This is a genomic window from Pedobacter soli (genome assembly GCF_900101435.1).
Taxonomy (GTDB): Bacteria; Bacteroidota; Bacteroidia; order Sphingobacteriales; family Sphingobacteriaceae; genus Pedobacter; species Pedobacter soli.
Window position 1 is genome coordinate 131,654 of the sequence record NZ_FMZH01000003.1, and the last position, 25,573, is coordinate 157,226.

Annotated in this window: 20 protein-coding genes; 15 read left to right on the forward strand and 5 right to left on the reverse strand. The window is 42.1% G+C overall.

From position 1 onward, the window contains the following. The first annotated feature begins 152 nt into the window (after positions 1–152). On the forward strand, positions 153–587 hold the full coding sequence (locus BLR37_RS07955; protein WP_039474841.1) for a carboxymuconolactone decarboxylase family protein: 435 nt from the start codon (positions 153–155) through the stop codon (positions 585–587). Positions 588–608: 21 nt separating this feature from the next. On the opposite strand, the gene BLR37_RS07960 is transcribed toward BLR37_RS07955, so the two are convergent. Beyond that, positions 609–1,406, reverse strand: a complete 798-nt coding sequence (locus BLR37_RS07960) for a rhamnogalacturonan acetylesterase (RefSeq protein ID WP_090766897.1) — start codon at positions 1,404–1,406, stop codon at positions 609–611. Between the two features lie 12 nt (positions 1,407–1,418). Next, entirely contained in the window at positions 1,419–3,059 is a 1,641-nt protein-coding gene (locus BLR37_RS07965; protein WP_090766900.1) for a glycoside hydrolase family 43 protein, read from the reverse strand. 237 nt (positions 3,060–3,296) lie between these two features. On the opposite strand from BLR37_RS07965, the gene BLR37_RS07970 reads away from it, so the two are divergent. From BLR37_RS07970 to BLR37_RS08020, 11 genes are all read left to right on the forward strand, one after another. Beyond that, positions 3,297–4,253 (forward strand): pectinesterase family protein, encoded by a 957-nt coding sequence (locus tag BLR37_RS07970; RefSeq protein ID WP_090767835.1) that lies wholly within the window; start codon positions 3,297–3,299, stop codon positions 4,251–4,253. Positions 4,254–4,412: 159 nt separating this feature from the next. After that, a complete protein-coding gene (locus BLR37_RS07975; RefSeq protein WP_090766903.1) occupies positions 4,413–6,086 on the forward strand; it encodes a glycoside hydrolase family 28 protein in 1,674 nt (557 codons plus the stop codon). A 6-nt stretch (positions 6,087–6,092) separates the two neighbouring features. Then, positions 6,093–8,024: a glycoside hydrolase family 88/105 protein gene (locus BLR37_RS07980; RefSeq protein WP_090766905.1), complete on the forward strand. Its 1,932-nt coding sequence runs from the start codon at positions 6,093–6,095 to the stop codon at positions 8,022–8,024. 163 nt (positions 8,025–8,187) lie between these two features. After that, the gene (gene pelA, locus BLR37_RS07985; RefSeq protein WP_090767837.1) at positions 8,188–9,216 is read left to right on the forward strand and encodes a pectate lyase; all 1,029 of its coding nucleotides are present in this window, start codon (positions 8,188–8,190) and stop codon (positions 9,214–9,216) included. Positions 9,217–9,328: 112 nt separating this feature from the next. Then, entirely contained in the window at positions 9,329–10,840 is a 1,512-nt protein-coding gene (locus tag BLR37_RS07990) for a tagaturonate reductase (protein WP_090767840.1), read from the forward strand. Position 10,841: 1 nt separating this feature from the next. Then, positions 10,842–12,488: a UxaA family hydrolase gene (locus BLR37_RS07995; RefSeq protein ID WP_039474825.1), complete on the forward strand. Its 1,647-nt coding sequence runs from the start codon at positions 10,842–10,844 to the stop codon at positions 12,486–12,488. A gap of 98 nt (positions 12,489–12,586) precedes the next feature. Then, positions 12,587–13,987 (forward strand): glucuronate isomerase, encoded by a 1,401-nt coding sequence (gene uxaC / locus BLR37_RS08000; RefSeq protein WP_090766908.1) that lies wholly within the window; start codon positions 12,587–12,589, stop codon positions 13,985–13,987. Between the two features lie 114 nt (positions 13,988–14,101). Continuing rightward, positions 14,102–15,148 (forward strand): sugar kinase, encoded by a 1,047-nt coding sequence (locus tag BLR37_RS08005; RefSeq protein ID WP_090766911.1) that lies wholly within the window; start codon positions 14,102–14,104, stop codon positions 15,146–15,148. 2 nt (positions 15,149–15,150) lie between these two features. Then, entirely contained in the window at positions 15,151–15,813 is a 663-nt protein-coding gene (locus BLR37_RS08010) for a bifunctional 4-hydroxy-2-oxoglutarate aldolase/2-dehydro-3-deoxy-phosphogluconate aldolase (protein WP_208599618.1), read from the forward strand. 22 nt (positions 15,814–15,835) lie between these two features. Then, entirely contained in the window at positions 15,836–17,281 is a 1,446-nt protein-coding gene (locus BLR37_RS08015; protein ID WP_090766913.1) for an MFS transporter, read from the forward strand. Positions 17,282–17,401: 120 nt separating this feature from the next. Further along, complete coding sequence (locus BLR37_RS08020; RefSeq protein WP_090766919.1) at positions 17,402–19,027, forward strand: NADP-dependent glyceraldehyde-3-phosphate dehydrogenase; 1,626 nt, start codon at positions 17,402–17,404, stop codon at positions 19,025–19,027. Between the two features lie 306 nt (positions 19,028–19,333). Here BLR37_RS08020 and BLR37_RS08025 read toward each other — a convergent pair whose 3' ends face one another. After that, a complete protein-coding gene (locus BLR37_RS08025; protein ID WP_090766922.1) occupies positions 19,334–20,470 on the reverse strand; it encodes a hypothetical protein in 1,137 nt (378 codons plus the stop codon). A gap of 79 nt (positions 20,471–20,549) precedes the next feature. Here BLR37_RS08025 and BLR37_RS08030 point away from each other — a divergent pair, with 79 nt between their 5' ends. After that, a complete protein-coding gene (locus tag BLR37_RS08030; protein WP_090766925.1) occupies positions 20,550–21,581 on the forward strand; it encodes a dipeptide epimerase in 1,032 nt (343 codons plus the stop codon). On the opposite strand, the gene BLR37_RS08035 is transcribed toward BLR37_RS08030, so the two are convergent. Both BLR37_RS08035 and BLR37_RS08040 read right to left on the reverse strand, forming a co-directional pair. Then, positions 21,559–21,756 carry a DUF6358 family protein gene (locus BLR37_RS08035; RefSeq protein WP_090766927.1) on the reverse strand — a complete coding sequence of 66 codons (198 nt, stop codon included), beginning with the start codon at positions 21,754–21,756 and terminating at the stop codon, positions 21,559–21,561. The two genes, BLR37_RS08030 and BLR37_RS08035, sit on opposite strands and share 23 nt — an antisense overlap. A 220-nt stretch (positions 21,757–21,976) precedes the next feature. Then, the gene (locus BLR37_RS08040) at positions 21,977–22,294 is read right to left on the reverse strand and encodes a rhodanese-like domain-containing protein (protein ID WP_039474799.1); all 318 of its coding nucleotides are present in this window, start codon (positions 22,292–22,294) and stop codon (positions 21,977–21,979) included. Between the two features lie 128 nt (positions 22,295–22,422). Between BLR37_RS08040 and BLR37_RS08045 the strand changes: the two genes are divergently transcribed. Together BLR37_RS08045 and BLR37_RS08050 are read left to right on the forward strand one after the other, a co-directional pair. Continuing rightward, positions 22,423–23,550, forward strand: a complete 1,128-nt coding sequence (locus BLR37_RS08045) for a DUF4407 domain-containing protein (protein WP_090766931.1) — start codon at positions 22,423–22,425, stop codon at positions 23,548–23,550. A 179-nt stretch (positions 23,551–23,729) separates the two neighbouring features. Beyond that, entirely contained in the window at positions 23,730–25,571 is a 1,842-nt protein-coding gene (locus tag BLR37_RS08050) for a M61 family metallopeptidase (RefSeq protein WP_090766934.1), read from the forward strand. Positions 25,572–25,573: the final 2 nt, after the last annotated feature.

A 25,573-nucleotide genomic window follows, 5' to 3' on the forward strand; every position in this document is an offset into this window, starting at 1 on the left:
TTAAAGAAATAGCAGGATTGGAATAATAATTTCTCTGCGTAACTCTGCGCAAAAACTTAGCGACCTTTGCGGTTAATACTTTTCTTAAACTACATTAAGTTTTTTCAGCGCCGGGATACGGAACTTTACATCATAATCAAAAACAATAAAAAATGGAAAGTAGAATTGATATCCCCAAAGTAGATCCGGCAGCCTACCAGGCCATGTATGCCTTAGAGAAATATTTATCAGCCAGCAAAATCGACCCCATTCTTTCAGAGTTGATTAAAATGAGGGCATCGCAAATTAACGGTTGTGCATTTTGTTTAAATATGCACTCGGCCGATGCACGCAAAATAGGCGAAACCGAACAAAGATTATACCTGCTAAGCGCCTGGAAAGAAACCACCCTGTTTACAGAAAAAGAGAAAGCTGTTATTGCTTTAACCGAAGAAGTAACCCTGATCAGCAACCATGTTTCTGATGCTACTTATCAAAAAGTTGCCAGTTTCTTTAGCGAAACCGAAATTACCAGTATCATTATGGCCATTGTTACCATTAATGCCTGGAACAGAATTGCAATTACCTCCAAAGTAATTGTAGGATAAAATTTTTAAACCTATCAGATTTTAAAAGTCTGATAGGTTTTTAAACTTCTTTAGCTCCCCGAACACGAGGCCTGCAATCGCCTTTGCACCTTCAGGCTGAAAATGGGTATTGTCTTTTTGACCTTTCGGATATGCCTCGTATTTAGCCGAATCTAAATTCATAAAATAATTTTTGCTCACATATTCCTGACCTCTAGTGGTAAAAAAATCGGCCGAAAGCGTGGTTAAATCGATAAGCGGTACATGCAACGACTTAGCTACGTCTTTTACTGCTTGCGGATATTCACCGTGTGCGCTACCCAGCTTACCATACTTCCAGGGATAATTGCGCGTAACCGGAGTAATCAGAACCGGGAATGCGCCTTTTGCACGCGTTTCATTTACATACATTTTTAAGAAATCTTTGTAACCCGGTATATCTACATAACGCTCGGGCTTATCTTTTGCCGCATCATTATGGCCAAACTGAATCAGTACCAAATCGTTCTTCTGTAAAGTGCCTAAAACTTCTTTCCACCTACCTTCTTCAAAAAAACTTCGTGTACTCCTGCCTCCTTTAGCTTTATCAACCACCAAAACGCTATCGCTTTTAATCAGCCGGTTTAGTTTTTTTAGGCTATCTTTTTGGAAGAAGGGCTGAAAAACCTGTCCCCAACCCGTTAGCGGATATCTTTTCTGCATGTAGCCTTCTTCTAAAGTATAATCCGCCACAGTCGAGTCGCCGATTAAATAAACCTTAACCGGTTTGGGTTTGGTGATGAATGACATCAGCAAAAAGCCAAGAGCGATAACTGCGGTAATAATTTTATAATGTTTCATTTTGCTAATCGATTATTTAATGGGTTCTATTCTAAACCAATCGTATTCGGCAATTCCCGAATCGTTGGTTTGTGTATCGCGGATGGCAAATAACCCAAGCTTGGCCCCAATCCATTGCCCTGCTGTAGCCTGAAATGCTTCGCCAACGGGATTAAAAGTAATTCCATCTTCGCTATAACTAAACTGGCATTTGGCTCCGTTGGTAACTCCTACCCTTAACTGTACCGATGTTGACTTAAGTTTGATAACCTCCTTTTCATTTTCAGCTTTACCTTTATCAGCACTTTGGCAAACACCATACATCAGATACAGTCCATCCTTTTTACTCTTGATACTCATCTGGGCATAACTTCTGCCCATAACCACTAAACCGGTTTTTTCATTTTCGAGTTTAGGATTGGGTTTAAAATTGAGCTTAGTTGTTGCTACAAACTCATCAGCAGGAAATTTCTGCATCAATAAATTGGGTACATCCCAAAGGTTTTTAGCCTCATCGGGAATTTTTGAAGTATATAATTTTAAAATGCCCTTATTGGCATCGGTGAACCACCAGGTGGGTTGTGGGTTTGCCTGCCATTGCCATTGTAAGCCTAAATTAACCGAACCGAATTCATCACTTTCAACCGGATTTTCTATCGGATATACTTTACCCACATTCGGTTTTTTATAAACTGCTACCGGTTCGCCCGTACCATCGCCATCTTTATCTAAACCAATAACCGGCCAGTCGTTTACCCATTTCATGGATTGCAAATGAACTACACGGCCATAAGCATCCTTATCCTGGAAATGTAAAAACCAATCTTCGCCGGTCGGTGTATTTACCCAGGCGCCCTGGTGCGGGCCATTAACGGCCGATTTGCCCTGATCCATGGCTACCTTTCTTTCGTAAGGTCCGTAAACATTTTTACTGCGCAATATCAACTGCCAACCGGTAGAAACACCTCCCGCCGGTGCAAATAAATAGTAATGACCATTACGCTTATAAAATTTCGGCCCCTCAATAGTGGGGTCTAGCTCATGTCCATCGTAAACAATCCGTCCTTTTTCCAGCGCTTTCATTCCATCACTCCGCAGTGGCATAATGGCTAAAACACTTTTAATTCCGGCACGGCTACCTGCGTAGGCATAAGCCAGGTAAGCTTTACCATCTTCATCCCAAAACGGGCAGGGATCTATCAAACCTTTGCCTACTGCAACCAATTGCGGGGCAGACCAGTCGCCGGTAATGGTTTTGGCTTTGGTTACATAAATTCCGAAATCGGGATCGGGATAATAAATATAAAATTCGCCATTGCGGTAACGGATTGATGGCGCCCAAACCCCGTTGCCATGCTGCGTTTTTTCAAAATGATCGAATGGCGGCTGACGTTTTAGCGCATGACCAATAATTTTCCAGTTTACCAGATCTTTTGAATGCAAAATGGGCAAACCCGGTACAGCATCAAAACTGGAGGCAATCATATAAAAATCGTCACCCACGCGAATGGCATCAGGATCGGAATAATCAGCATTAATAACCGGATTTTTATAGGTTCCGTTGCCCTGATCTGATACCCAAACTTTAGAAATGTATCTGTTTGAAGGGCTTTGCTGTGCAAAGACACTCAAACTAAGACTTAAAATCAGGGTGGTGCTAAAAAGATATTTCATTTTACAACGAGGTAATTAATATTTGGCTATCAACAAGATTAAGCCTTTTTTTATTTCAAGACAAACAGATATTGTGCAATCGTTCCCGACATCGTTTGCATCTTTTAATTTCGATAAAACTTCGTTCTGACGAATATTAATGTTTAAAATTGTTCATCATATATTTTAAAACACGGCTGCGTGATGAAGTTCATACTTTTACGTGGCCGATTTTATTTTAAGCCTAACCAAATCGATATGAGAACAATTGCTTTATTCTTTTTAACGGTCTTTGCCCTTGCTGCACATGCATTGGAGGTTAAACCCGATTTTATAGTCGCTGCTGATGGAAGTGGAAATTTTAAAACGGTGCAGGAAGCCATTCATGCCGTACCCGATTTCAGGAATAAGACCACCGTAATTTTCATTAAGAAAGGTATTTATAAAGAAAAGCTGGTTTTGGCAGCATCGAAAAAAAATGTAAAACTAATTGGCGAAAGCCTTAACGAAACCGTTTTAACCTACGATGATTATGCCCAAAAGAAAAACACTTTTGGAGAAGAAAAAGGCACTTCAGGCTCATCCAGTTTTTACATTTACGGCGAAGGCTTTTCCGCAGAGAACATCACTTTCGAAAATTCATCGGGCCCGGTTGGGCAGGCTGTAGCGGTTTGGGCCGGTGGCGATAAGTCTGTTTTCATCAATTGCAGGTTTTTGGGCTTTCAGGATACATTGTATACCTACGGCGGCAACAATCGCCAGTATTATAAAAATTGCTATATCGAAGGCACGGTCGATTTCATCTTTGGAGCGGCAACAGCCTGGTTCGAAAACTGTACGCTTTATTGCAAAAAGGCCGGTTACATTACCGCAGCATCGACCGCCGATACCACTAAATTTGGGTATGTTTTTAACAAATGTATCATTAAAGGCGATGCACCAGCAAATAGTTTTTATCTGGGCAGACCCTGGCGGCCTTATGCAAAAGTAGCCTATCTTAACTGTACACTCCCCGATTTAATCCGTCCGGAAGGCTGGAACAACTGGGGCAAAACAAGTAACGAACAAACTGCTTATTATGCTGAATACAAAAGCCTTGGAAAGGGCGCAAATCCTGGTTCGAGAGCCAAATGGTCGCACCAATTAACAGATATGGAGTATAGTGCGTATATTTTGGAAAACGTTTTCCGGGGATGGAAGCCGGAGGCTAAATAATCAATATAAAAAACTGATAATCAACATAAAAGCACCTTAAACGAGGTGCTTTTTTCGTTTATTTTCCGGCAACGATTGCATAGATTTCTCTTCTGTTTTAGGAGCAAACAACGTACACTTGTTATACGATTAACCAAATATAATTTAACAGCACCAACAATGAAACAGATAACAGGTAGTTTCTGCCGTACAAAAATAGCGCTCACATGTATTTTAATATCGGCTGCATGTTCGGCTATTGCGCAACAAAAGCAAGGCTTGCCTGTTATTCAGCAGGTTAAATTTAAAGCCGACACCACAAGCATTACCCGCTTTGGGGCCAAAGGCGATGGGCTTTTTTTAAATACCCAAAGCATTAACAAAGCCATTGAGGCCGTAAGCCAAAAAGGTGGCGGCGTGGTTTTAATCCCATCTGGTTTATGGTTAACCGGACCAATCGAATTAAAAAGTAATGTAAACCTGCACTTAAAACGCGATGCGATTTTGCAGTTTACCGATGATTTTACACAATACAAACTGGTTCAGGGAAATTGGGAAGGTCAGCCCGCATGGCGCAACCAAAGTCCTATTTCTGGTGTTAATCTGCAAAATATAGCCATTACCGGCGCAGGGATTATTGATGGAAATGGTGGTGCATGGCGCATGGTAAAAAAAGATAAACTTACCGAAACCCAGTGGAAAACATTGGTTGCATCGGGAGGAGTAGTGAGGGCTGATGGCAAAATGTGGTACCCATCAGAAAAAACCGTTAAAGGCTCGAACACTAAAAATGCTGGTGTAATTGAACCTGGCAAAACGGCTGCCGATTACGAAGACATCAAAGATTTCCTTCGTCCTAACCTGGTAGTGCTAACAGGCTGCAAAAAAGTACTTCTGGAAGGCGTTACCTTTCAAAACTCGCCAGCCTGGAACCTGCACCCTTTACTTTGCGAAGACCTGACTTTGAGAAACCTACAGGTTAAAAACCCCTGGTTTGCCCAAAACGGCGACGGTGTAGATGTAGAATCTTGCAAAAACGTGTTGATTGAGGGTAGCACTTTTGATGTGGGCGATGATGGTATCTGCATTAAATCGGGCAGGGACGAGGCCGGCCGTAAACGTGGCGTGCCTACCGAAAATGTAATTATCCGCAACAATGTGGTTTACCATGCACATGGCGGTTTCGTTATTGGAAGTGAAATGAGTGGTGGTGCCAAAAATATCTGGGTATACAACTGTTCTTTCATTGGTACCGATATCGGTTTGCGCTTTAAAACCACCCGCGGTCGTGGAGGCGTAGTCGAAAATATTTATGTGAACAACATCAACATGATCGACATTCCGGGCGAAGCCATTTTATTCGACATGTATTATGCGGCAGTTGATCCGGTTCCTTTGGCTGGAGAGAAACGCGAAGCCATTAAAACCGTTACCGTTCCGGTTACTGAGGCTACTCCGCAATTCAGAAATTTCTACATTAAGGATGTAGTAGCCAATGGCGCAGAAAAAGCGATATTTTTCAGGGGCTTACCTGAAATGAATATTAAGGATATCCACCTCGAGAATGTAACCGTTCAATCGAAAAAAGGGGTCGAAATTATTGAGGCATCAAATATTTTCCTTAAAAATGTTAAGGTCATTACCAACGATACCAATCCCGTTGTACGTGTGCAAAACGGCACCAACATTAATATTAATGGGCTTCAGTATAAAAACGGAGCTGAGCTCTTGTTCGATATCACCGGCGAAAAAACCAAAGGGGTAAAAATAACGGGAACAGATGTTTCAAAAGCACAAAAAACCTCCGCCTTTGCTACCGGCGTAAATCAATCTGTATTGGAGATTTCAAAATAATAAAACATGAAACGATCAATTATATACCTTACAGCAACCTTAGCATTCCTTACCGTTTTTGTACAAAATGGCCTGGCGCAAAAGAAATTGTCAGAACAGCTCACACTAACGGCCATGGAAAAACTGTTTCAGGATACCACCCTGCTTAAAGGTGCCAAAGGCCCAAAATGGACCTACGATATGGGAGTTGTTTTGGAAGGTGCTGCCGCCGTATGGCGCAATACCGGCGATGGAAAATATTTTAAATACGTACAAAGTTCGATGGATGCCTATTTGGACAAAGAAGGCAACATCAATACTTATAAAGCCGAAGATTTTAATATCGACAATGTTAAAAATGGTCGTTCATTGTTGCTGCTTTACAAAGTTACCGGACAACAAAAATACCTGTTGGCAGCCACTAAACTTTATGATCAGTTACAGCAACAACCACGCACCAAAGCTGGCGGTTTCTGGCACAAGAAAATTTATCCCAATCAGATGTGGCTGGACGGGTTGTATATGGGTGAGCCCTTTTACGCCGAGTATGCCAAACTGATGAAAAAGGATGCTGCTTTTGACGATATCGCCAAACAGTTTATTTTAATGGAACAAAACTCGCGCGACAATAAAACGGGTTTATTGTACCACGGTTACGATGAAAGCCGCGAAGAGCGATGGGCAGATAAAACAACCGGGCGCTCACCCAATTTTTGGGGCAGGGCTATGGGCTGGTACATTATGGCTTTAGTTGATGTATTGGATAATTTCCCTGTAAATCACCCCAAAAGAGCAGAATTATTAGCCATTTTAAACCGTACGGCAACCGCTGCTGTAAAATATCAGGATCCGAAATCGGGTGTTTGGTTCGATATTCTGGATATGCCAACCAGAAAGGGCAATTACCTGGAAAGTTCGGCTTCGAGCATGTTTGTGTACGGACTGGCCAAGGGGGTACGCAAAGGCTGGTTAGCTCCATCTTTTATGGCAGCTGCCAATAAAGGTTATGCCGGTTTAAAGAAAGAATTTGTTGAGCCTGCGGGTAACGATAGGATCAACCTGACCAAAACCGTTTCTGTTTCGGGTTTGGGAGGAAAACCAAAATACCGCGATGGCAGTTTCGAGTACTACATCAGTGAAAAAGTTATCACCAACGATCCAAAAGGCGTAGGTGCCTTTATCTGCGCATCAGCAGAAATGGAAATTGATGCGCTACCTAAAACCGGGAAAGGTTTAACAGTAACTGTTGATAATTTCTTCAATAACGAATACATGACCGGGCCAACCGGCGATAAAATCCCTTTCCATTACCTTTGGGAAGAAGACGACAACAATGGTTTTTCGCTATTCGGGAAAGTATTTAACGATGCAGGTGTTAAAACCGCAACGCTTAAAACTGCTCCGACCACAGCAAACTTAAAAGGCAGCAACATTTATATCATTGTAGATCCTGATACGGAAAAAGAAACGGCTAATCCCAATTACATGAATGCTGAACATGCAAAACAAATTGCAGCATGGGTTAAGGCTGGTGGCGTATTGGTGCTGCTGCTTAACGATGCTGGCAATTGCGAAATCAGCAAATTCAATGTGCTTCCTGAAACTTTCGGGATTAAATTTAATGAAGACAGCCGCAATAAAGTGCAGGGCTCGAATTTTGAGCAGGGAGCCGTAAAAATCCCTGCCGGAAATGCAATTTTCAAAACGGCTAAAAAAGTTTACATCAAAGAAATTTCGACCATTGTGGCCAAAGCACCTGCTGTTTCTGCATTGACCGATAACGGCGATGTGCTGATAGCAACTGCAAAATATGGTAAGGGAACAGTTTTCGCTGTTGGCGACCCCTGGTTTTACAACGAATACATTGATGGGCGGAAATTGCCTGCAGATTTTGAAAACTTTAAAGCCACAAATGATTTGGTAAACTGGCTGATTAAGCAGGTTCCTGGTAAGAAATAAAATAAAGAGATAATAGGTCGGTGAGGACACCAACCTATAGGAGAATATTAGCCACGGAAACACAGAGACACGGAAAAAGAATTAAGTAGTGGTCTGTGGAGACACAGACCACGGAGGAGTGTTAATCCCCGCCTCCGTGGCAGAAAAAACTAACAAGCAAACAATGAAAATAAAAATAGTATTAACCCTGATTTGCAGCACACTGATGCTGTCGTGCTTTGCGCAGCAAGCTGCAGACTCGATCGCCGATAAAATGCTGGTTTATCAGCTGGGCAATGGCGGCTGGCCCAAGCAGCTGGAAGATAAGAGCGTGGTTAACTATGGAGCAACCTTAACCCCTGAGCTTTTGGCCAAAATAAAAGCCACTAAAGATTTACATGCTACGTTCGATAACAAAGCCACCAGCAGGGAAGTAGTATATCTGGTTAAAGCCTACAAAAAAACACAAAACCCCGCTTACCTGAAAGCTGCTGAAAAAGGAATTGATTTCATCCTCGAAGCCCAGTATGCCAATGGTGGCTGGCCGCAATATTATCCGGATAAAGCGCTGTACCGTTCAGAGATCACCTATAACGATGATGCCATGATTAACGTGCTGGATATCCTGGAAGACATCGTGACAAAGAAAAACGATTTCGACGTCGTAAACGTCAGCTATATCCCGAAAGCTGAACGCGCCGTTACTAAAGGAGTAGACTGCATTTTGAAAACACAGGTAAAACAAAATGGTGTTTTAAGCATTTGGGGAGCACAGTATGATAAAGACAGCTTGCAGCCCGCAAAGGCCCGGAATTTTGAGCCGGCATCTTTAAGTACAAGCGAATCGATGGGCATTACCCGCTTTTTAATGCGTTTTAAAAATCCTTCTCCACAAATTAAAGCTGCAGTAACAGCTGCCTACAATTGGTTTAATACCTATAAAATTGCAGGTTACCGTTTCGAAAGAGGTACCGACCCGAAAACAAAGGAAAAAAGTGCTGCGCTGGTTCCCGATCAGTCATCAATGGTTTGGGCACGTTTTTACGATCTGGATAAAAACATTCCGATTTTCGGCGACAGGGATAACAGCATTAAACTAAAACTGGAGGAGCTGATTCCCGAACGCAGAAACGGTTACGCCTGGTACGGCAGCTGGGCACAAAAATTTATAGAAAAAGATTATCCGAAGTGGTTAGCCACAAACGGGAAATAAACATTGTATAACTCGTCATTGCGAGGCACGAAGCAATCCTACTACTATGGGTGGGCATCACTACCGCTTTAAGATTGCTTCGTTCCTCGCAATGACGGAAATTGGAAGACCAATGATTTTAAACAAAGAAAATTTAAACAGCATCAGCAGCGAAAAGGTTACCAAACCAACTGCTGAAATTTTAGCATTACCAGAAAAGGTAATTCAGTTTGGTACCGGCGTTTTACTGCGTGGTTTACCCGATTATTTTATCGACAAAGCTAACCACCAGGGTATTTTTAATGGCCGTGTACTGGTGGTTAAATCGACCTCAAAAGGTGGTGCCGATGCTTTTTCGCAACAAGACAACCTGTACACGCTATGTGTTAAAGGTATAGAAGATGGGGTTAATGTAGCAGAAAATACCATCAATTCATCTATCAGCCGCGTATTGTCGGCTTCGCAAGATTGGGCCGAAATTTTAAAAGCAGCAAATCAGCCAGAAATGCAGGTGGTGATTTCGAACACCACCGAAGTAGGTATTGTAAAAAGCGAAGATAAAATTACCGACAACCCTCCGCAATCTTATCCCGGTAAACTGCTCGCCTTTTTGCACGAGCGTTACAAAGCCTTTAACGGATCGGCTGAAAGTGGAATGGTGATTGTACCAACCGAACTGATTAGTGATAATGCCGATAAACTGAAAGAGATTGTACTGAACCTGGCCATCCAAAACAAACTGGGCTGGGATTTCGAAAACTGGTTAAAAACCGCCAATCACTTCTGCAAAACTCTGGTAGACCGCATTGTACCGGGAAAACTGCCTGCAGCTGAACAGAAAGCCATTGAAAACGAATTGGGTTATGAAGATGAGCTGATGATTATGGCTGAACCTTTCAGGCTTTGGGCCATCGAATCATCGAGCGAAAAGGTAAAAGACATCTTATCTTTTGCCAAAGCCGATAAAGGCATTTTCATTGTTCCATCTATCGATAAATTTAAAGAATTAAAACTCCGTTTACTGAACGGAACTCATACCATTAGCTGTGGACTGGCCATTTTAGCCGGCTTTAACACGGTAAAAGAAGCCATGGCCAACGAAGAATTTTCGGCACATGTTTTAAAACTGATGCAGGACGAAATTGCTCCGGCTGTGGTAAACGAAGACATTACTTACGATGAAGCCCTTGCATTCGCAAAAAGCGTAATCGACCGTTTCAGCAACCCGGCATTAGAACACAAATGGCAGGCCATTACCTTAAACTATACTTCCAAATTGCAAATGCGTAACATGCCTTTAATCAGAAGGTACTACGCTTTAAAAAATGAAGTGCCCCAACTTACAGCACTTGGTGTAGCTGCTTACATCCTTTTCATGAATGTAGCTAAAGAGGGCGATGTTTTTGTTGCAAATGTAGCCGGAAAAACCTACCCTATTGACGATGAATTTGCCGGAATTTTATACGAATACTGGAAAAACCCTGAAACAGTAGTTGACAGTACGCTTGGCGACAGACGTTTGTGGGACAAGAACTTAAATAACTACCCTGGCTTTAACGCGGCTGTAAAATCGTACGTTGATTTATTACAAAATAAAGGTGCAAAAGAAACTTTAGGTAACTTGCATTCAGAAAGAACAATTTAAAATGGTTACTAGAATTTTAAAAATCCATCCTAACGATAATGTACTGGTTGCGCTTCAAAACCTGGCAAAAGGCGAAACCGTTATCCACGATGGACAGGAATATATTTTACAGGATGACATTCCGGCCAAGCATAAATTTTTTATGCAGGACATGAACCAGGGCGACCACATTATCATGTATGGTGTTTTGGTTGGGAAGGCGCAGCACTTCATCCTTAAAGGTGGCTTAATGGATACCGAAAATACCAAACATGCATCTGATCCTTTCGAATTCCGTCCGTACCATTACCAATGGCAGGCACCCGATGTGAGCAAATTTGAGGGCCGTACCTTTAATGGTTACATCCGCAGCGATGGTCGTGTGGGTACAGCCAATTACTGGTTGTTTATTCCAACTGTTTTTTGCGAAAACCGCAACCTGGATGTAATCCGCGAGGCTTTACACAACGAGTTGGGTTATGCGGTAACCGACAAATACAAATCGTATGCACACGAGCTGGTAGAAGCGTATAAAAACGGCGAAATTTTAGCCGAAGCCGATCCGGCATCAATCGGACAGGCCAATCCATCTGCCAACCGTGTTTTTAAAAACGTTGATGGTATTAAATTTTTAAATCACCAGGGTGGTTGTGGCGGTACCCGTCAGGATGCTGCTGTGTTGAGCAAGCTACTGGCTGCTTATGCCGATCACCCGAATGTTGCCGGCGTTACAGTTTTAAGTTTAGGTTGCCAGAATTTACAGGTGCACGATTTTATGGAAGACCTGAAGCACCGCAGCCCTAACTTCGATAAACCTTTATTTGTTTTCGAGCAGCAACAATCGCAAAGCGAAGAGCAACTCGTTAAAGAGGCGATCAGAAAAACTTTTATCGGTTTAACCGAAATCAATAAAATTGAACGTCAGCCGGCACCATTAAGCAAACTGGTTTTAGGTGTTAAATGCGGTGGAAGCGATGGTTTTAGCGGCATTAGTGCAAATCCGGCAGTAGGGTATACTTCCGATTTATTGGTGGCCTTAGGCGGAACTGTACTACTGGCCGAGTTCCCTGAACTTTGTGGTGCAGAACAACAGCTGATTGATCGTACGAAAGATGAAACTGCTGCACGTAAATTTATCCAGTTAATGACGGCTTATAACCAATCGGCTGAAAACGTAGGCTCGGGCTTTTTCATGAACCCATCACCAGGCAATATTAAAGATGGTTTAATTACCGATGCCATAAAAAGCACTGGCGCTGCAAAAAAAGGCGGAACCTCGCCGGTTGAAGATGTTTTGGATTATACCGAACCCGCAACCAAACCTGGCCTCAATTTAGTTTGTACGCCGGGTAACGATGTGGAAGCCACTACCGGTAAAGCAGCATCGGGCGCAACTTTGATTTTATTTACAACCGGACTGGGTACACCTACCGGAAACCCCGTTTGCCCAACCATTAAAGTATCTACCAATAATGCCTTAACCAAACGCATGGGCGATATTATCGATATCAATTGCGGCCCGGTGATCGAAGGCGAAAAAACCATCGAACAAATGGGCGAAGATATTTTGGAATACTGTATCAAAGCAGCAAGTGGCGAGGTTATTCCAAAGGCCGTTTTGTTAAATCAAGACGATTTTATTCCGTGGAAACGCGGCGTAAGCCTTTAATTATCAGCCGCCGCGGTCAGTGTCTGCACTGACCGCACCAAGTTTTATTCAATTTAGTGGTCTGTGAAAACACAGATCACCAGTAACAATGACATAGCATGAAACCTTTTTTAGACGAAAATTTTCTTTTGGAGAGCAAAACTGCTGAAAAGCTTTATCACAATTTTGCCAAACCCTTACCGATTATAGATTACCATAACCACCTCATTCCCGAGCAAATTGCCAACAACACTCAGTTTGCCAACATGACCCAGGTTTGGCTGGCCGGCGACCATTACAAATGGCGTGCAATGCGTGCCAATGGTGTTGACGAAAAATACATCACCGGTGCAGGTTCTGATTTTGAGAAATTTGAGAAATGGGCAGAAACCGTTCCTTATACTTTGCGTAACCCACTGTACCACTGGACACATTTAGAACTCCAGCGTTATTTCGGCGTTACCGATTTACTTTCTGGTAAAACTGCGCAGAAAATTTACGACGAATGTTCGGCTAAACTGCAAACACCTGAATATTCAGTACGCGGTTTATTGGCCAAAATGAATGTAGAATCGGTTTGTACTACCGATGATCCTTTAGATAGCCTGAACTTTCATCAGCAACTGGCCAGAGAAGGAGCAAACCTGAAAATGTTACCCGCTTTCCGTCCAGATAAAGCCATGAACAGCGATGACATTGAAGGTTTAAACCAATATATTGATAAACTGGAAAGTGTAGTTGATAAAACCATCAGCAGTTTTCAGGACTATATTGATGCATTGAAAAGCCGCCACGATTATTTTGCGGATAATGGTTGTTCAGTGTCTGACCATGGTTTAGAGCAGATTTATGCCGAAGATTATTCCGAAGCCGAAATCAGCGCCATTTTTGACAAAATTCGCAGTAAAAAGGGCATTTCTTACGAAGAAAACCTGAAATTCAAATCAGCCATGCTCGTTTATTTTGCTGAGTGGGATCACGAGAAAGGTTGGGTACAGCAATACCATTTAGGTGCGTTACGCAACAACAATGCCCGCATGTTAAGACAACTAGGTCCGGATACTGGCTGGGATTCGATTGGTGATTTTAGCCAGGCCCGTATGCTTTCTAAATTCTTAAACCGTTTGGATAACCAGGATAAACTGGCCAAAACCATCATCTACAACCTTAATCCTGCAGATAACGAGTTAATTGCAACCATGATCGGTAACTTTAATGATGGTTCTGTAGCAGGTAAAGTACAGTTTGGATCGGCCTGGTGGTTTTTAGACCAAAAAGATGGCATGATTAAACAATTAAATGCACTATCGAACATGGGGCTTTTAAGTCGCCTGGTAGGTATGCTTACCGATTCACGCAGTTTCCTTTCTTTCCCTCGTCACGAATATTTCAGAAGGATTGTTTGCAACCTGTTTGGAACCGACATTGAAAACGGAGAATTGCCTAACGACCTGGAGTGGGTTGGTAAAATTGTGCAGGATATTTCGTACTTTAACGCAAAAAATTACTTTAAATTTTAACCAAAATCAGGCTTTTAAGAAGAATTTCGTTGGATTCAACGCATTTCAAACGTTTTACTTCCATTTTCATACCGTTGCAGAAAACAGCATGAAAAAAGCCGATTATTTACGAAAATGAGTACCCAAATATTCGATTCATCAAAAAAAGGAAAAAAAGTTTTAAGCTTTGGTGAAATACTTTTACGCATCTGCCCGGATATGGATGGGCAATGGTTAAAAGAAAATAAACTACCGTTTTATGTGGGAGGTGCCGAGCTCAATGTGGCTACCGCCTTAGCTTTATGGAATGTGCCTTCGGCCTACCTTTCGGCTGTGCCCGATAATTCGGTAACCCGCGAGATTGTTGAATACCTGAATGTGCGCAATATCGATACTACGCCAATGGTTTATCATGGCGAACGTCTGGGCCTTTATTACCTGCCAAAAGGGAAAGACCTTAAAAATGCAGGGGTAATTTACGATCGCGCCAATTCGGCCTATGCTGATTTAAAAGTTGGACAGATTAACTGGGACGAAGTGTTTGAAGATGTAGCCTGGTTCCATTTCAGCGCAATTTGCCCCGCCATTAACCAAAATATCGCCGATGTTTGCCTGGAAGCACTAAAAGCTGCCAGCACCAGAAACATTACCATTTCTTTAGATTTAAATTACCGCGCCAAACTTTGGAAATATGGTAAAGAGCCTATTGACATTTTACCTGAGCTGGCTAAATATTGTACTTTAATTATGGGCAATGTGTGGGCAGCAAATAAAATGCTGGGTACAGCACTTCACCCTGATTTGCTGCCAACCGAAGGTTATGCAAAAGAAACGTTACTGCAACAAGCCACCGATACTTCTAAAGAAATATTAAGTTTGTTTCCGGCGTGTAAAGTTGTAGCCAATACCTTCAGGTTCGATCATGGCAAAGGCATCCGCTACTATACTGCCATTTATACCAACAATGAGCTAACCGTTTCCGAAGAATATGTTTCTGAAGAGATTTTAGACAAAGTAGGTAGCGGCGATTGCTTTATGGGTGGATTAATTTATGGCTTCTACAATGGCCTTTCAGCTAAAGAAACCTTAAATTTTGCTACCGCAGCTGCATACGATAAATTATACATTGCAAGTGATGCCACAACCAGCACCGTGGCAGATATAGAAAAACGAATTATATAACCATGATCAGTAACAAGCACAAAATTTTAGATGCCATTTTAGAGCAGGGCATGCTACCCCTTTTTTACCAGGATAGCGAAGCAGGAAGTGTTGAAATATTGCGTACCCTGTATAAAGCAGGTGTTCGTGTTTTTGAATACACCAACCGCGGAAAATCGGCCTTGCCTAATTTTAAAAAGCTAAAAGAAATCCGCGATGCAGAAATGCCCGACCTTTACCTGGGCATTGGTACCATTAAAACCCCTGCTGATGCGAATGCTTTTATTGAAGCCGGAACCGATTTTATTGTAGCGCCGATTATCAATCCGGCTGTTGCCGAAATTGCCAACAAAATAGGCATGCTATGGATTCCGGGTTGTATGACCCCTACCGAAATTAGTGTGGCACAAGAACACAAAGCCATGTTAATTAAAATTTTCCCGGCTAATATTTTAGGCCCAGAATTTATTGCTTCGATCAAAGATTTATTTGCCGGCCAGCTGTTTATGCCAACCGGAGGGGTAGAAATTAATGCCGATAATTTAAAAACCTGGTTTAAAGCCGGTGTTTGTGCCGTTGGTATGGGCAGTAAATTAATTAGTAAAGACGTGATGAGCAAAGGCCTTTATGATGAACTGTACGAAAATACCCAACTGGCGCTCGACCTCATTAAAAAAAGTAAGTAATCCCTAACCACACACAACCGAAATGAGCCAAACCAAAATGAGCAAATACAGATGGACAATATGTACGCTGTTATTTGTTGCAACCACCATTAATTATTTAGATCGACAGGTACTCTCACTTACATGGAAAGACTATTTTGTTCCCGAATTTCACTGGACAGATAGCGACTATGGAACCATTACAGCACTATTCTCTCTTTTTTATGCCGGATCGATGTTGGTTGCAGGACGTTTTGTTGACTGGATGGATACCAAAAAAGGTTTCCTTTGGGCAATCGGAATCTGGTCTGTAGGTGCATGTATCCACGCTTTTTGCGGCATTGCCACTTCAGGCATCATTACCGGTACCTGGGCCATGAGTTTTGCAGGTGCCAAAGAGGCGCTTTCTACCGTTGGAAACACGACGTTAATTTTATCAACCAGTCTTTCGCTGTTTATTTTTGCCCGTTTTGTACTGGCATTGGGCGAGGCAGGGAACTTTCCGGCAGCTATTAAAGCTACTGCTGAATATTTCCCTAAAAAAGACCGTGCTTTTGCTACCAGTATTTTTAATGCAGGTGCAACTGTTGGTGCTTTGGCCGCTCCTGTAACCATCCCTTACATTGCTGAGGCTTATGGCTGGGAAATGTCGTTCATCATTATCGGTGCCTTAGGTTTTATCTGGATGCTATTCTGGATTCTGCTTTATGGCAAACCAGAAAACCACTCGCGCGTAAGCAAGGCTGAATTGGCTTACATCCAGCAGGATTTAGTTGCACATGAACAAGTTAGCGAAACGGTTACTGCCGCATCGCCTGTTAAAAAGCTGTCGTTTGCCGATTGCCTTAAATTTAAACAAACCTGGGCCTTTGCTTTTGGTAAGTTTATGACTGATGGAGTATGGTGGTTTTACCTGTTCTGGTCGCCAGCCTACCTGAAAGATATTTATAAAATGAGCGGTACGGAAAGTGCTTTCCCGCTGTTTATTTTATATGTAATTACCTTGTTATCGATCATCGGAGGATGGTTACCATCTTATTTTATTGGCAAGAAAAATATGAACCCTTACGATGGAAGGATGAAATCGATGTTGATTTTTGCCTTTTTCCCGCTATTGGCTTTATTGGCTCAGCCTTTAGGTTATTATAGCTACTGGTTGCCAGTAATTATTATTGGTATCGCAGGGGCTGCACACCAGGCTTGGTCAGCTAATATTTTTACTACTGTAAGTGATATGTTTCCCCGTCAGGCCATTGCTACCGTAACCGGAATTGGTGGTATGGCCGGAGGTTTAGGATCATTTTTTATCAACAAAGGTTCTGGAGTACTGTTTACCTATGCCGGCGATAGCCAAATGACTTTTATGGGTTTCCACGGTAAAGAGGCCGGTTATTTTATCGTTTTCTCTTTCTGTGCTGTTGCCTATTTAATTGGCTGGACGGTGATGAAAGCATTGGTACCAAAATATAAATTAATAGAAGTTAAATAATTCAAAACACAAGATTTAGGCACAAAAACAAGTGCCTAAATCTTGATACTTTTTTTAAAAACATTAATCTATACTTAAACGATAGATTAAGCATTATAAACCCTAACAACCAAACCCAAATTGAGCACATCGCTAAACCTCGAAAGTATTTTCGTTGAAGAGAGCCAGATTCCAGATGAATTTAGGCTCAAGGAAGAGATCAATCAAAAAGAATTCCTTTCCAATGGTGAAATGAAACCCTGGAACGGACCTTTTAACGAAGTTTTTTCTCCCGTATGTATTAAAACTCCTGAAGGTTTAAAACGAAAACGGATTGGAAGTTTCCCGGTATGTACCGAAAAGGAATCGACAGAAGCTTTAGACGCTGCAGTAGCGGCTTATGACAACGGTCGCGGCCAGTGGCCAACCATGAGCGTTGCCGATCGTATTGCCTGCGTAGAAAATTTTACCCACAAAATGATTGAGCAAAAAGAAATTGTTGCCAAACTGATTATGTGGGAAATCGGTAAATCGTATGCCGATTCGGTTAAAGAGTTCGATCGTACCGTTGAATACATTTATGCAACCATTGATGCGCTGAAAGACATCGACAGACAGTCTTCGCGTTTCGAAATAGAGCAGGGTATTGTGGCCCAGGTGCGCCGTTCGCCACTTGGTGTGGTACTTTGTATGGGTCCGTTTAATTATCCCTTAAACGAAACCTTTACTACTCTTATTCCGGCTTTGATTATGGGCAACACGCTTTTATTCAAACCACCTAAACACGGTACCTTATTGCACTACCCATTATTAGAGGCTTTCCGTTCGAGTTTTCCTAAAGGTGTGGTAAACACCATTTATGGTCGCGGCAATACCATTGTACCAGGCTTAATGAAATCAGGAAAGATTAATGTACTTACCTTAATCGGATCGAGTAAAGTGGCCAACGAGCTTAAAAAATTACACCCGAAAGTAAACCGCTTAAGGGCTATTTTAGGGCTTGATGCTAAAAATGCCGCCATCATTACCAAAGATGCGGATCTCGACCTGGCCGTTTCTGAAACCGTATTGGGCTCGCTTTCTTTTAACGGACAGCGTTGTACCGCAATTAAAATTGTTTATGTACACCGTAGTCTGGCGCAGGAGTTTTTAAAACGCTTATCGGCCGAAGTTGAAAAACTGAAATTCGGTATGCCATGGGAAAAAGGGGTAAACCTTACACCACTGCCTGAATTAAATAAACCTGAATATTTAAGAGATTGCATTGATGATGCGGCTGCACATGGTGCGAAGGTAATTAACAAAAACGGTGGGCAAACACTCGAAACCTTTGTTTACCCTGCAATTGTTTATCCGGTAAACAGCAACATGAAACTATACCGCGAAGAGCAGTTTGGTCCAATTGTACCTGTGGTGCCTTTTGACGATTTAGAAGAACCTATTGAGTACTTAATCGGCTCACCACACGGCCAGCAGGTAAGTATTTTCAGCAATAATGCCGCGGTAATTTCTTCGTTAATCGATCCGTTGGTTAACCAGGTGAGCCGTGTAAACATCAACTGCCAGTGCCAGCGTGGGCCAGATGTATTTCCATTTACCGGCCGTAAAGATAGTGCAGAAGGTACACTTTCGGTAGTAGATGCCTTGCGTTCGTTCTCGATCCGTTCGCTGGTAGCTACCAAGTTTACCGATAGCAATAAAAAACTATTGAATGAGATTGTTAAAGGCGACGATTCGAACTTCCTGAGTACGAAGTATATTTTCTAGTTGCTGTCATTCTGAACGCAGTGAAGAATCTGTTCAAAGTGGAGTCAGCTGTTACCAGCTGACTCTTTTTGTATCCGACGTGTTAGATATACTCTACTCTTGCATTGTTGTCTGTAGCAGGCAGGCTTCGTCGTTCCTCCCCGTAACAACGCCTCCTTTTTATGTTGTCATCCTGAGCTTGTCGAAGGATCTACATAAACACTTTATGAGACGTTTCTACAGGCTCAAGGTGACAAACCTGAAAAAAGACTCTCCCCAAAGTAATGATCCCATTTACATGTCACCCTGAGCAGAGTCAAAGAGCGCTTAATAATTATTGTAATAGTAACTAATATCATCCACCAGCTGACTGTAAATCGGCTTGATAAACTCCAGAAACAAGGTACTCGGCGGTGGAGGAAGCATTTCCCTGCGTTTAGTCATGGCCAGCTGCTGCTTGCTTAAAGCCCGGTCATCGCCTTTATAACTGGCCCAGCTATCTCTCCAAACGTAAGTTCCGGGAAATTTCTGCTGGCGCACCAGTTTTTTTGTGTTCCAATCCATAATACTCATATCCAGCAAGCCTGAAGAAGAAATATTTTTTTCAAAAATACTCAAGGTAGCCTTTACTGTGCCATAAACGGGTTTTCGCTCACGGGTTTCGCCAATCACCACACTATCGCGCTTTAACTTTTCAACGCGTTCTTTCACATAAGTTTGTCCAACCACAAAATCATCAAAATTCAGGCTTAATACCTGATCGGGAACAATTTTTTGCTCAGTAGCCTGCTGCTCACCATAAAAAAGCACAAACTTATTGCGCGCATATTTACCAATAAACTGATCAATTTGCTGCTGAAAATAATCGGCACTCAGTCTATACAAGCTGCTGTTAACGATAATGGGTTGTACAACCACACGGGTAACTGCAGCCCAGTAAGCATCTTCCATTTTAGCTTTGGCATCTTTATAATTAGGTTCCAGGTTTAAGGTTTTCTCGAACTCGTAATAAGCTTTCTTAGCTGCCAAACGGTTATTATCCCTTAAGTAGCCCAATCCTGAATTATATCTCGCTCCGGCAGCCATGTATTTGCTATCTGCTAGTTCTGTAATATATTTCGAGGGGCTGGGTACGATGGTTAAACAAGCCGGACAGCTGTTAATATCGTCGGCCAGCTGATTTATTTTCTGGTAATCGTACATAATCGATTCCCATCTGAACAGGTCGTTTGATAGTTTAGCTTCATCAATTTTGCGCAAATGACTTTGCAAGGCCAGGTCATAAGCCGTTTTAAGCACCTGCATGGCTTCGGTGTTTTTAGGCGAATTTTGCAGCCTGCTAACCGCCTTGCTTACCGAGGCATCATAGTCACCTTTTTGCAGTGCATTCTTTCCTGTGGTACATCCTCCAATAATTATTAAGGATAAATAAATAAAATACCGTAATCTTGAAACGTTTTCCATGGCAGAGGTTTTTGCGTTAATAAACAAATATACTTTTGTAAGGCGATACTTACCTTATTTATTTAGAAGACGATTGATCATGAAGATTAGTTACAAAGAATTTGAATTAGAGTTAAAGCACCCATTCTCGATCTCGAAATTTACCCGCACCAGCACGCCTTTAATGCTGCTCAAAATAAACTACGAAGGCGTTATGGGTTACGGCGAAGCATCAATGGTGCCTTACATGGGCGAGAGTTACGAAACCGCTATACACTTTTTAAAACAGGTAGATTTAAGCGCTTTTAAGCATCCTTTCGATTTTAAGGAGGTTATTACCTATCTCGACAGCATTGCACCCGGCCAGCCAGCGATAAAAGCAGCCATTGACATTGCACTAAACGATATCCGGGGGAAAATTTTAAATAAACCCTGTTACGAAATTTATGGCGCAAACCCGGCGCAAATGCCAGTTACCTCTTATACCGTTGGTATTGATACGCCTGAAGTAATTCGAGAAAAACTGAAAGATGCCAGTGCATTTAAGGTGATAAAAGTTAAACTGGGCAGGGATAACGATCAGGAGATTATCGAAACCATCCGCAGCATGACTCAGGTGCCGCTATATGTTGATGCCAACCAGGGTTGGAAAGACCGCATTAAGGCCATCGATTTGATTTACTGGCTCCATAACCAGGGCGTTGTTTTAATTGAACAGCCCATGGATAAAAACGACCCGGCGGGTAATGCCTGGTTAACTGAGCGTAGCCCTATTCCGCTATTGGCCGACGAAGCTGTACAGCGCCTAAATGATATTGACAACCTGAAAGGCGTTTACCATGGCATTAATGTAAAGCTGATGAAAAGCTGTGGCATGTACGAAGGCCATCAAATGATTTTAAAAGCCCGTTCTTTTGGCATGAAGGTGCTAATTGGCTGTATGAGCGAAACCAGCTGCGCTACATTGGCTGCTGCTGCATTAGCTCCATTGTGCAACTGGGCCGATTTAGATGGTCCCTGGTTAACCAAAAACAATCCGTTTACCGATCCACCTTTCGAAAACGGCAAATATATTTTAAAAGATTTACCCGGTTTGGGGCTTGAAGGAGTTACTTCTGATCTTTTTCCTTGAAACTTTTTCTGATTTCTTTGGTTAGCTGATACTTAAAATAGAACAAGCAGCAGGCTACACCAACCAGAAAGCCGGCCGGGAGATATTTACCATTGTTGTAGCACCAAACCAATCCAAAAATAGCAAGGATAATGGCCAGGTTATAGAAGATATTTAAAGCAAATTTTTTACCCACAGTTATAGGTTTTTCGTGTATGAGAATTTAGCGAAGAAGCACCAATGAACAATAATCAATTTTCAAACCCTATCCGGAAGTCGGAAACATTCAAAACGTTTAATCCCGCAAGGTTAAAGTTTGAAAATTGATCTTATTTATGTGATATAACCTACTCCAATTGATCATTGGAATTTGGTTATTTTTTTTCCTGGTAATTGGTTATTGAAAACTGGTGATTTTAATAAACCGGCATATTCGGATCGTAAGCCTCTTGCCAGGCTAAAATACCGCCTTTTAAATTGTAAAGGTTATCATAACCGTACTGTTGCTCTAACTGCATTACAGCAGCTGCACTTCTTTTACCACTGCGGCACTGGATAATTACGGGTTTATCTTTTGCAACCTTATCAGCCTCAATTAAAATCCCACCCAACGGAATGTTTTCTCCGTTCAGATTAGAAACTTCATATTCGAATGTTTCACGAACATCAATTAATTGAAAATCTTCATTGTTGTCGATTTTCTCTTTTAGTTCTTGTACCGATATTTCTTTCATTTTATTCAATGTATTTATGCAAATATAGGAAAATCAGCCTTACCCGCCCCATCAAAAAAATGCCATAAAATTTTGTAAAAAACTGTAACAACTTAAACCCTTAGGCGTTTAATTATAAATAGTTACAAATGGACAAACTGAACCGCTTCTTTTGGTTTTGCTCTGGCGCTCATATCCCGACACTGGAAAAATATCCTTCAGAACAAAATAAATATACCGGCATTGGTGCCACCATCTTTTTTACGGGCTTATTTGCGGCCCTTTCGGGTGGTTATGCCATGTATTTTGTTTTTAAAGGCGACGATCTGGCGGTAATTTTCGCAATCATTTTTGGCTTTTTATGGGGTGCAGCCATTTTTAACATGGACCGCTACATCGTATCGAGTATTAACAAAAGTGCAAGTACCAATAAACAGCTTTTACAGGCCACGCCACGTATTTTACTGGCCATTATGATCGGTATGGTTATTTCGAGGCCTATTGAACTTAAAATTTTTGATAAAGAGATTAAGGAGCGTTTAAAAGTAAGCTATTTGAATGGTCAGCGGGCAAAAATTGATACCTTAAATAAAGCTTTCGAGAAAAAATACCAGGTTGAGTTTGGCCGCTTGAACCAGCAAAAAGCTACGCGCGACTCGCTGGAGAAAGGCATTAAATCCGACAGGCAGAAACTTAACTTCGAAATATTCGGCAATAAGACCACCGAAACATCGGGCGTAATGGGTTATGGACCCTATGCCAAGCGTAAGGAAGCAGAAATTGCGCAACGCACGGCAGAGCTCGATTCGCTAAAGGCCAACATTAATAAATCGGAAGCTTTTGTAGATAAACGCAAAGAATTTGATGGCCTGTTTACCGAAAAACTGTATACCAAAAAGCAATTGGATAGTTTAGCCAACATTGCAGGTTTTGCCGACCGCAACTGGGCACTTGGCCAGCTTAAATTTAATGTAGATGGCAGCCGCGACAACAATACAGCCATTGCCGTAACCTTTATTGGCCTGCTGTTTATCTTTTTTGAGTGTTTGCCGGTATTTGTTAAACTGATGAGTGCCCGTGGCCCTTACGATTATGCCATTTCCGATGGTGATGAAGTTTCGATTTACCATTCTAAAAAGGATAAAGATTTTCATTTCGAGGTGGCCGATAATATCCACGAAACGCGGGTTGATTCAGAATCATCCAAACGGAAAGAAATTATTAAAGGCAAAGCCTACCGCGATTTGGAAAAATACGATTGGGATAACGAGAGTTAAAGAAGAGGGTTGATAGCCCATAGTCGATGGTTAATAGATAATAGCCCACACAAAACAATTGTGCTATTGACCAAACTTATCCTAACCAGGCTATTAACTATAAGCTATCAACCATAAACCTAAAGGCTACCTTAAAAATCTTCCATTTATTACTAAATTGCCGTCATTATTCCCTTTTTATGAAGAAATTTATAGGTACCGCAATCGGGAGCCTGCTCTCACTTGCAGCTTTTGCTCAAAATGAAATCAGTTACGCCGTTTCATTTCCCAATGCCATACACCATGAGGCAGAAATCAGCATGCTTATTCCCAATGTTCCGGCAGCTACTTTAAAAGTACGCATGAGCCGCTCTTCGCCAGGCCGTTATGCCACGCACGAATTTGGCAAAAATGTATACCATTTAAAGGCTTTTGATGGCGCGGGGAAATATTTAACCGTTAACCAAACTGCGGGCGATGTATACGAAATCTCCAACCACGGTAGCAGCGTTAAAATAACCTACACCCTTTTTGGCAACTGGATTGACGGAACTTATGCAGGCTTCGATGAAACCCACGCCCACATGAATATCCCGGCAACATTTGCCTACCCGATAGGTATGGATAACCGGCCAAGGGTAGTGAAATTTAATTATACAGGTAAACAAAACTGGAAAGTGGCTACCCAGCTTAAACTTCAGGCCGATGGAAGTTATTTTGCGCCTAATCTGCAATATTTTATGGATAGCCCAATTGAAATTGCAGACTATAAAACCGCAAGCTGGGAGGTTAAAAACACCGATGGAAAAACACAAACCATTCACCTGATTTCGCATGCTAACGACGATCAGCAAACCATCGACAATTATGCCGGGATGCTGAAAAAAATGGTTGATGAACACCTCGCGGTATGGGGCGAGTTCCCAACTTACGATTATGGCCATTACTACTTTTTAGAAGATGTTTACCCCGATAATGCCGGCGATGGGATGGAGCATCGAAATTCGACTTCTATTGTGCAGCGCACCCCAAAAATTGCAGGCTACGAAGCTAATTTACTGGGTACATTTTCGCACGAATATTTCCACAGCTGGAATGTGGAGCGACTGCGCCCCAAAACTTTAGAGCCTTTTAACTTCGAACATGCCAATATGAGCAATGAGCTTTGGCTTGCTGAAGGCTTTACTCAATATTATGGCAATCTGCTGTTAACCCGTGCAGGTTTAAAAACAGAAGACAATGCCATACAAACTTTTAACAGTTTGGCAAATGCTGTACTGCTTTCGCCTGGGGCACTCAATTTTTCGCCTGTTGAGGCCAGCCGGTATGCCGTATTTGCCGATGCTGGTGTAGCGATCGACCAAACCAACAAAGCCAATATTTTTACCTCTTACTACACTTATGGCGCTGCAACCGCCCTGGCCTTAGACCTCCGCTTAAGAGCGGACTTTAAGCTTACGCTCGATGATTATATGCGTGCACTTTGGAAAGCCTACGGGAAGCCGGAAATTGCGTACACCATCCCAGATTTAGAGAAGACTTTGGCAAGCTTAACCAAAAACCCATCATTCGCAGCCAGTTTCTTTAAAAAGTACATTTACGGCACCGAAAAAAACGATTATGCTCAATTGTTGCTTAATGCCGGATTGGTACTGCGAAAGGCAAAGCCAGGACAGGCTTATACTGGGTTTGGAAATATTGCTTCAGTAGACGACAAAGTTATTTTATCGCAAACCCTGGCAGGAACCCCAGCATATAAAGCAGGCCTGGATATTGGCGATGTTTTATTAACAATAAATAGAGTACAAGTGAAGAACGGTCCTGAGGTAATTAAAGTTATCGACGATTATAAACCAGGCGACACAGTTGATATCACTTACCTCTATCGTGGTGTAGCAAAAACAACAAAATTAACCTTAACCGAAAATCCGGCCCTGGAGCTTATCAGTATTGAAAAAACAGGAGGAACCTTAACACCTGCCATGCAAAATTTCAGAGCCAGCTGGTTAGGCTCACAAGTTAAATCGAAAACAACTAATTAAAC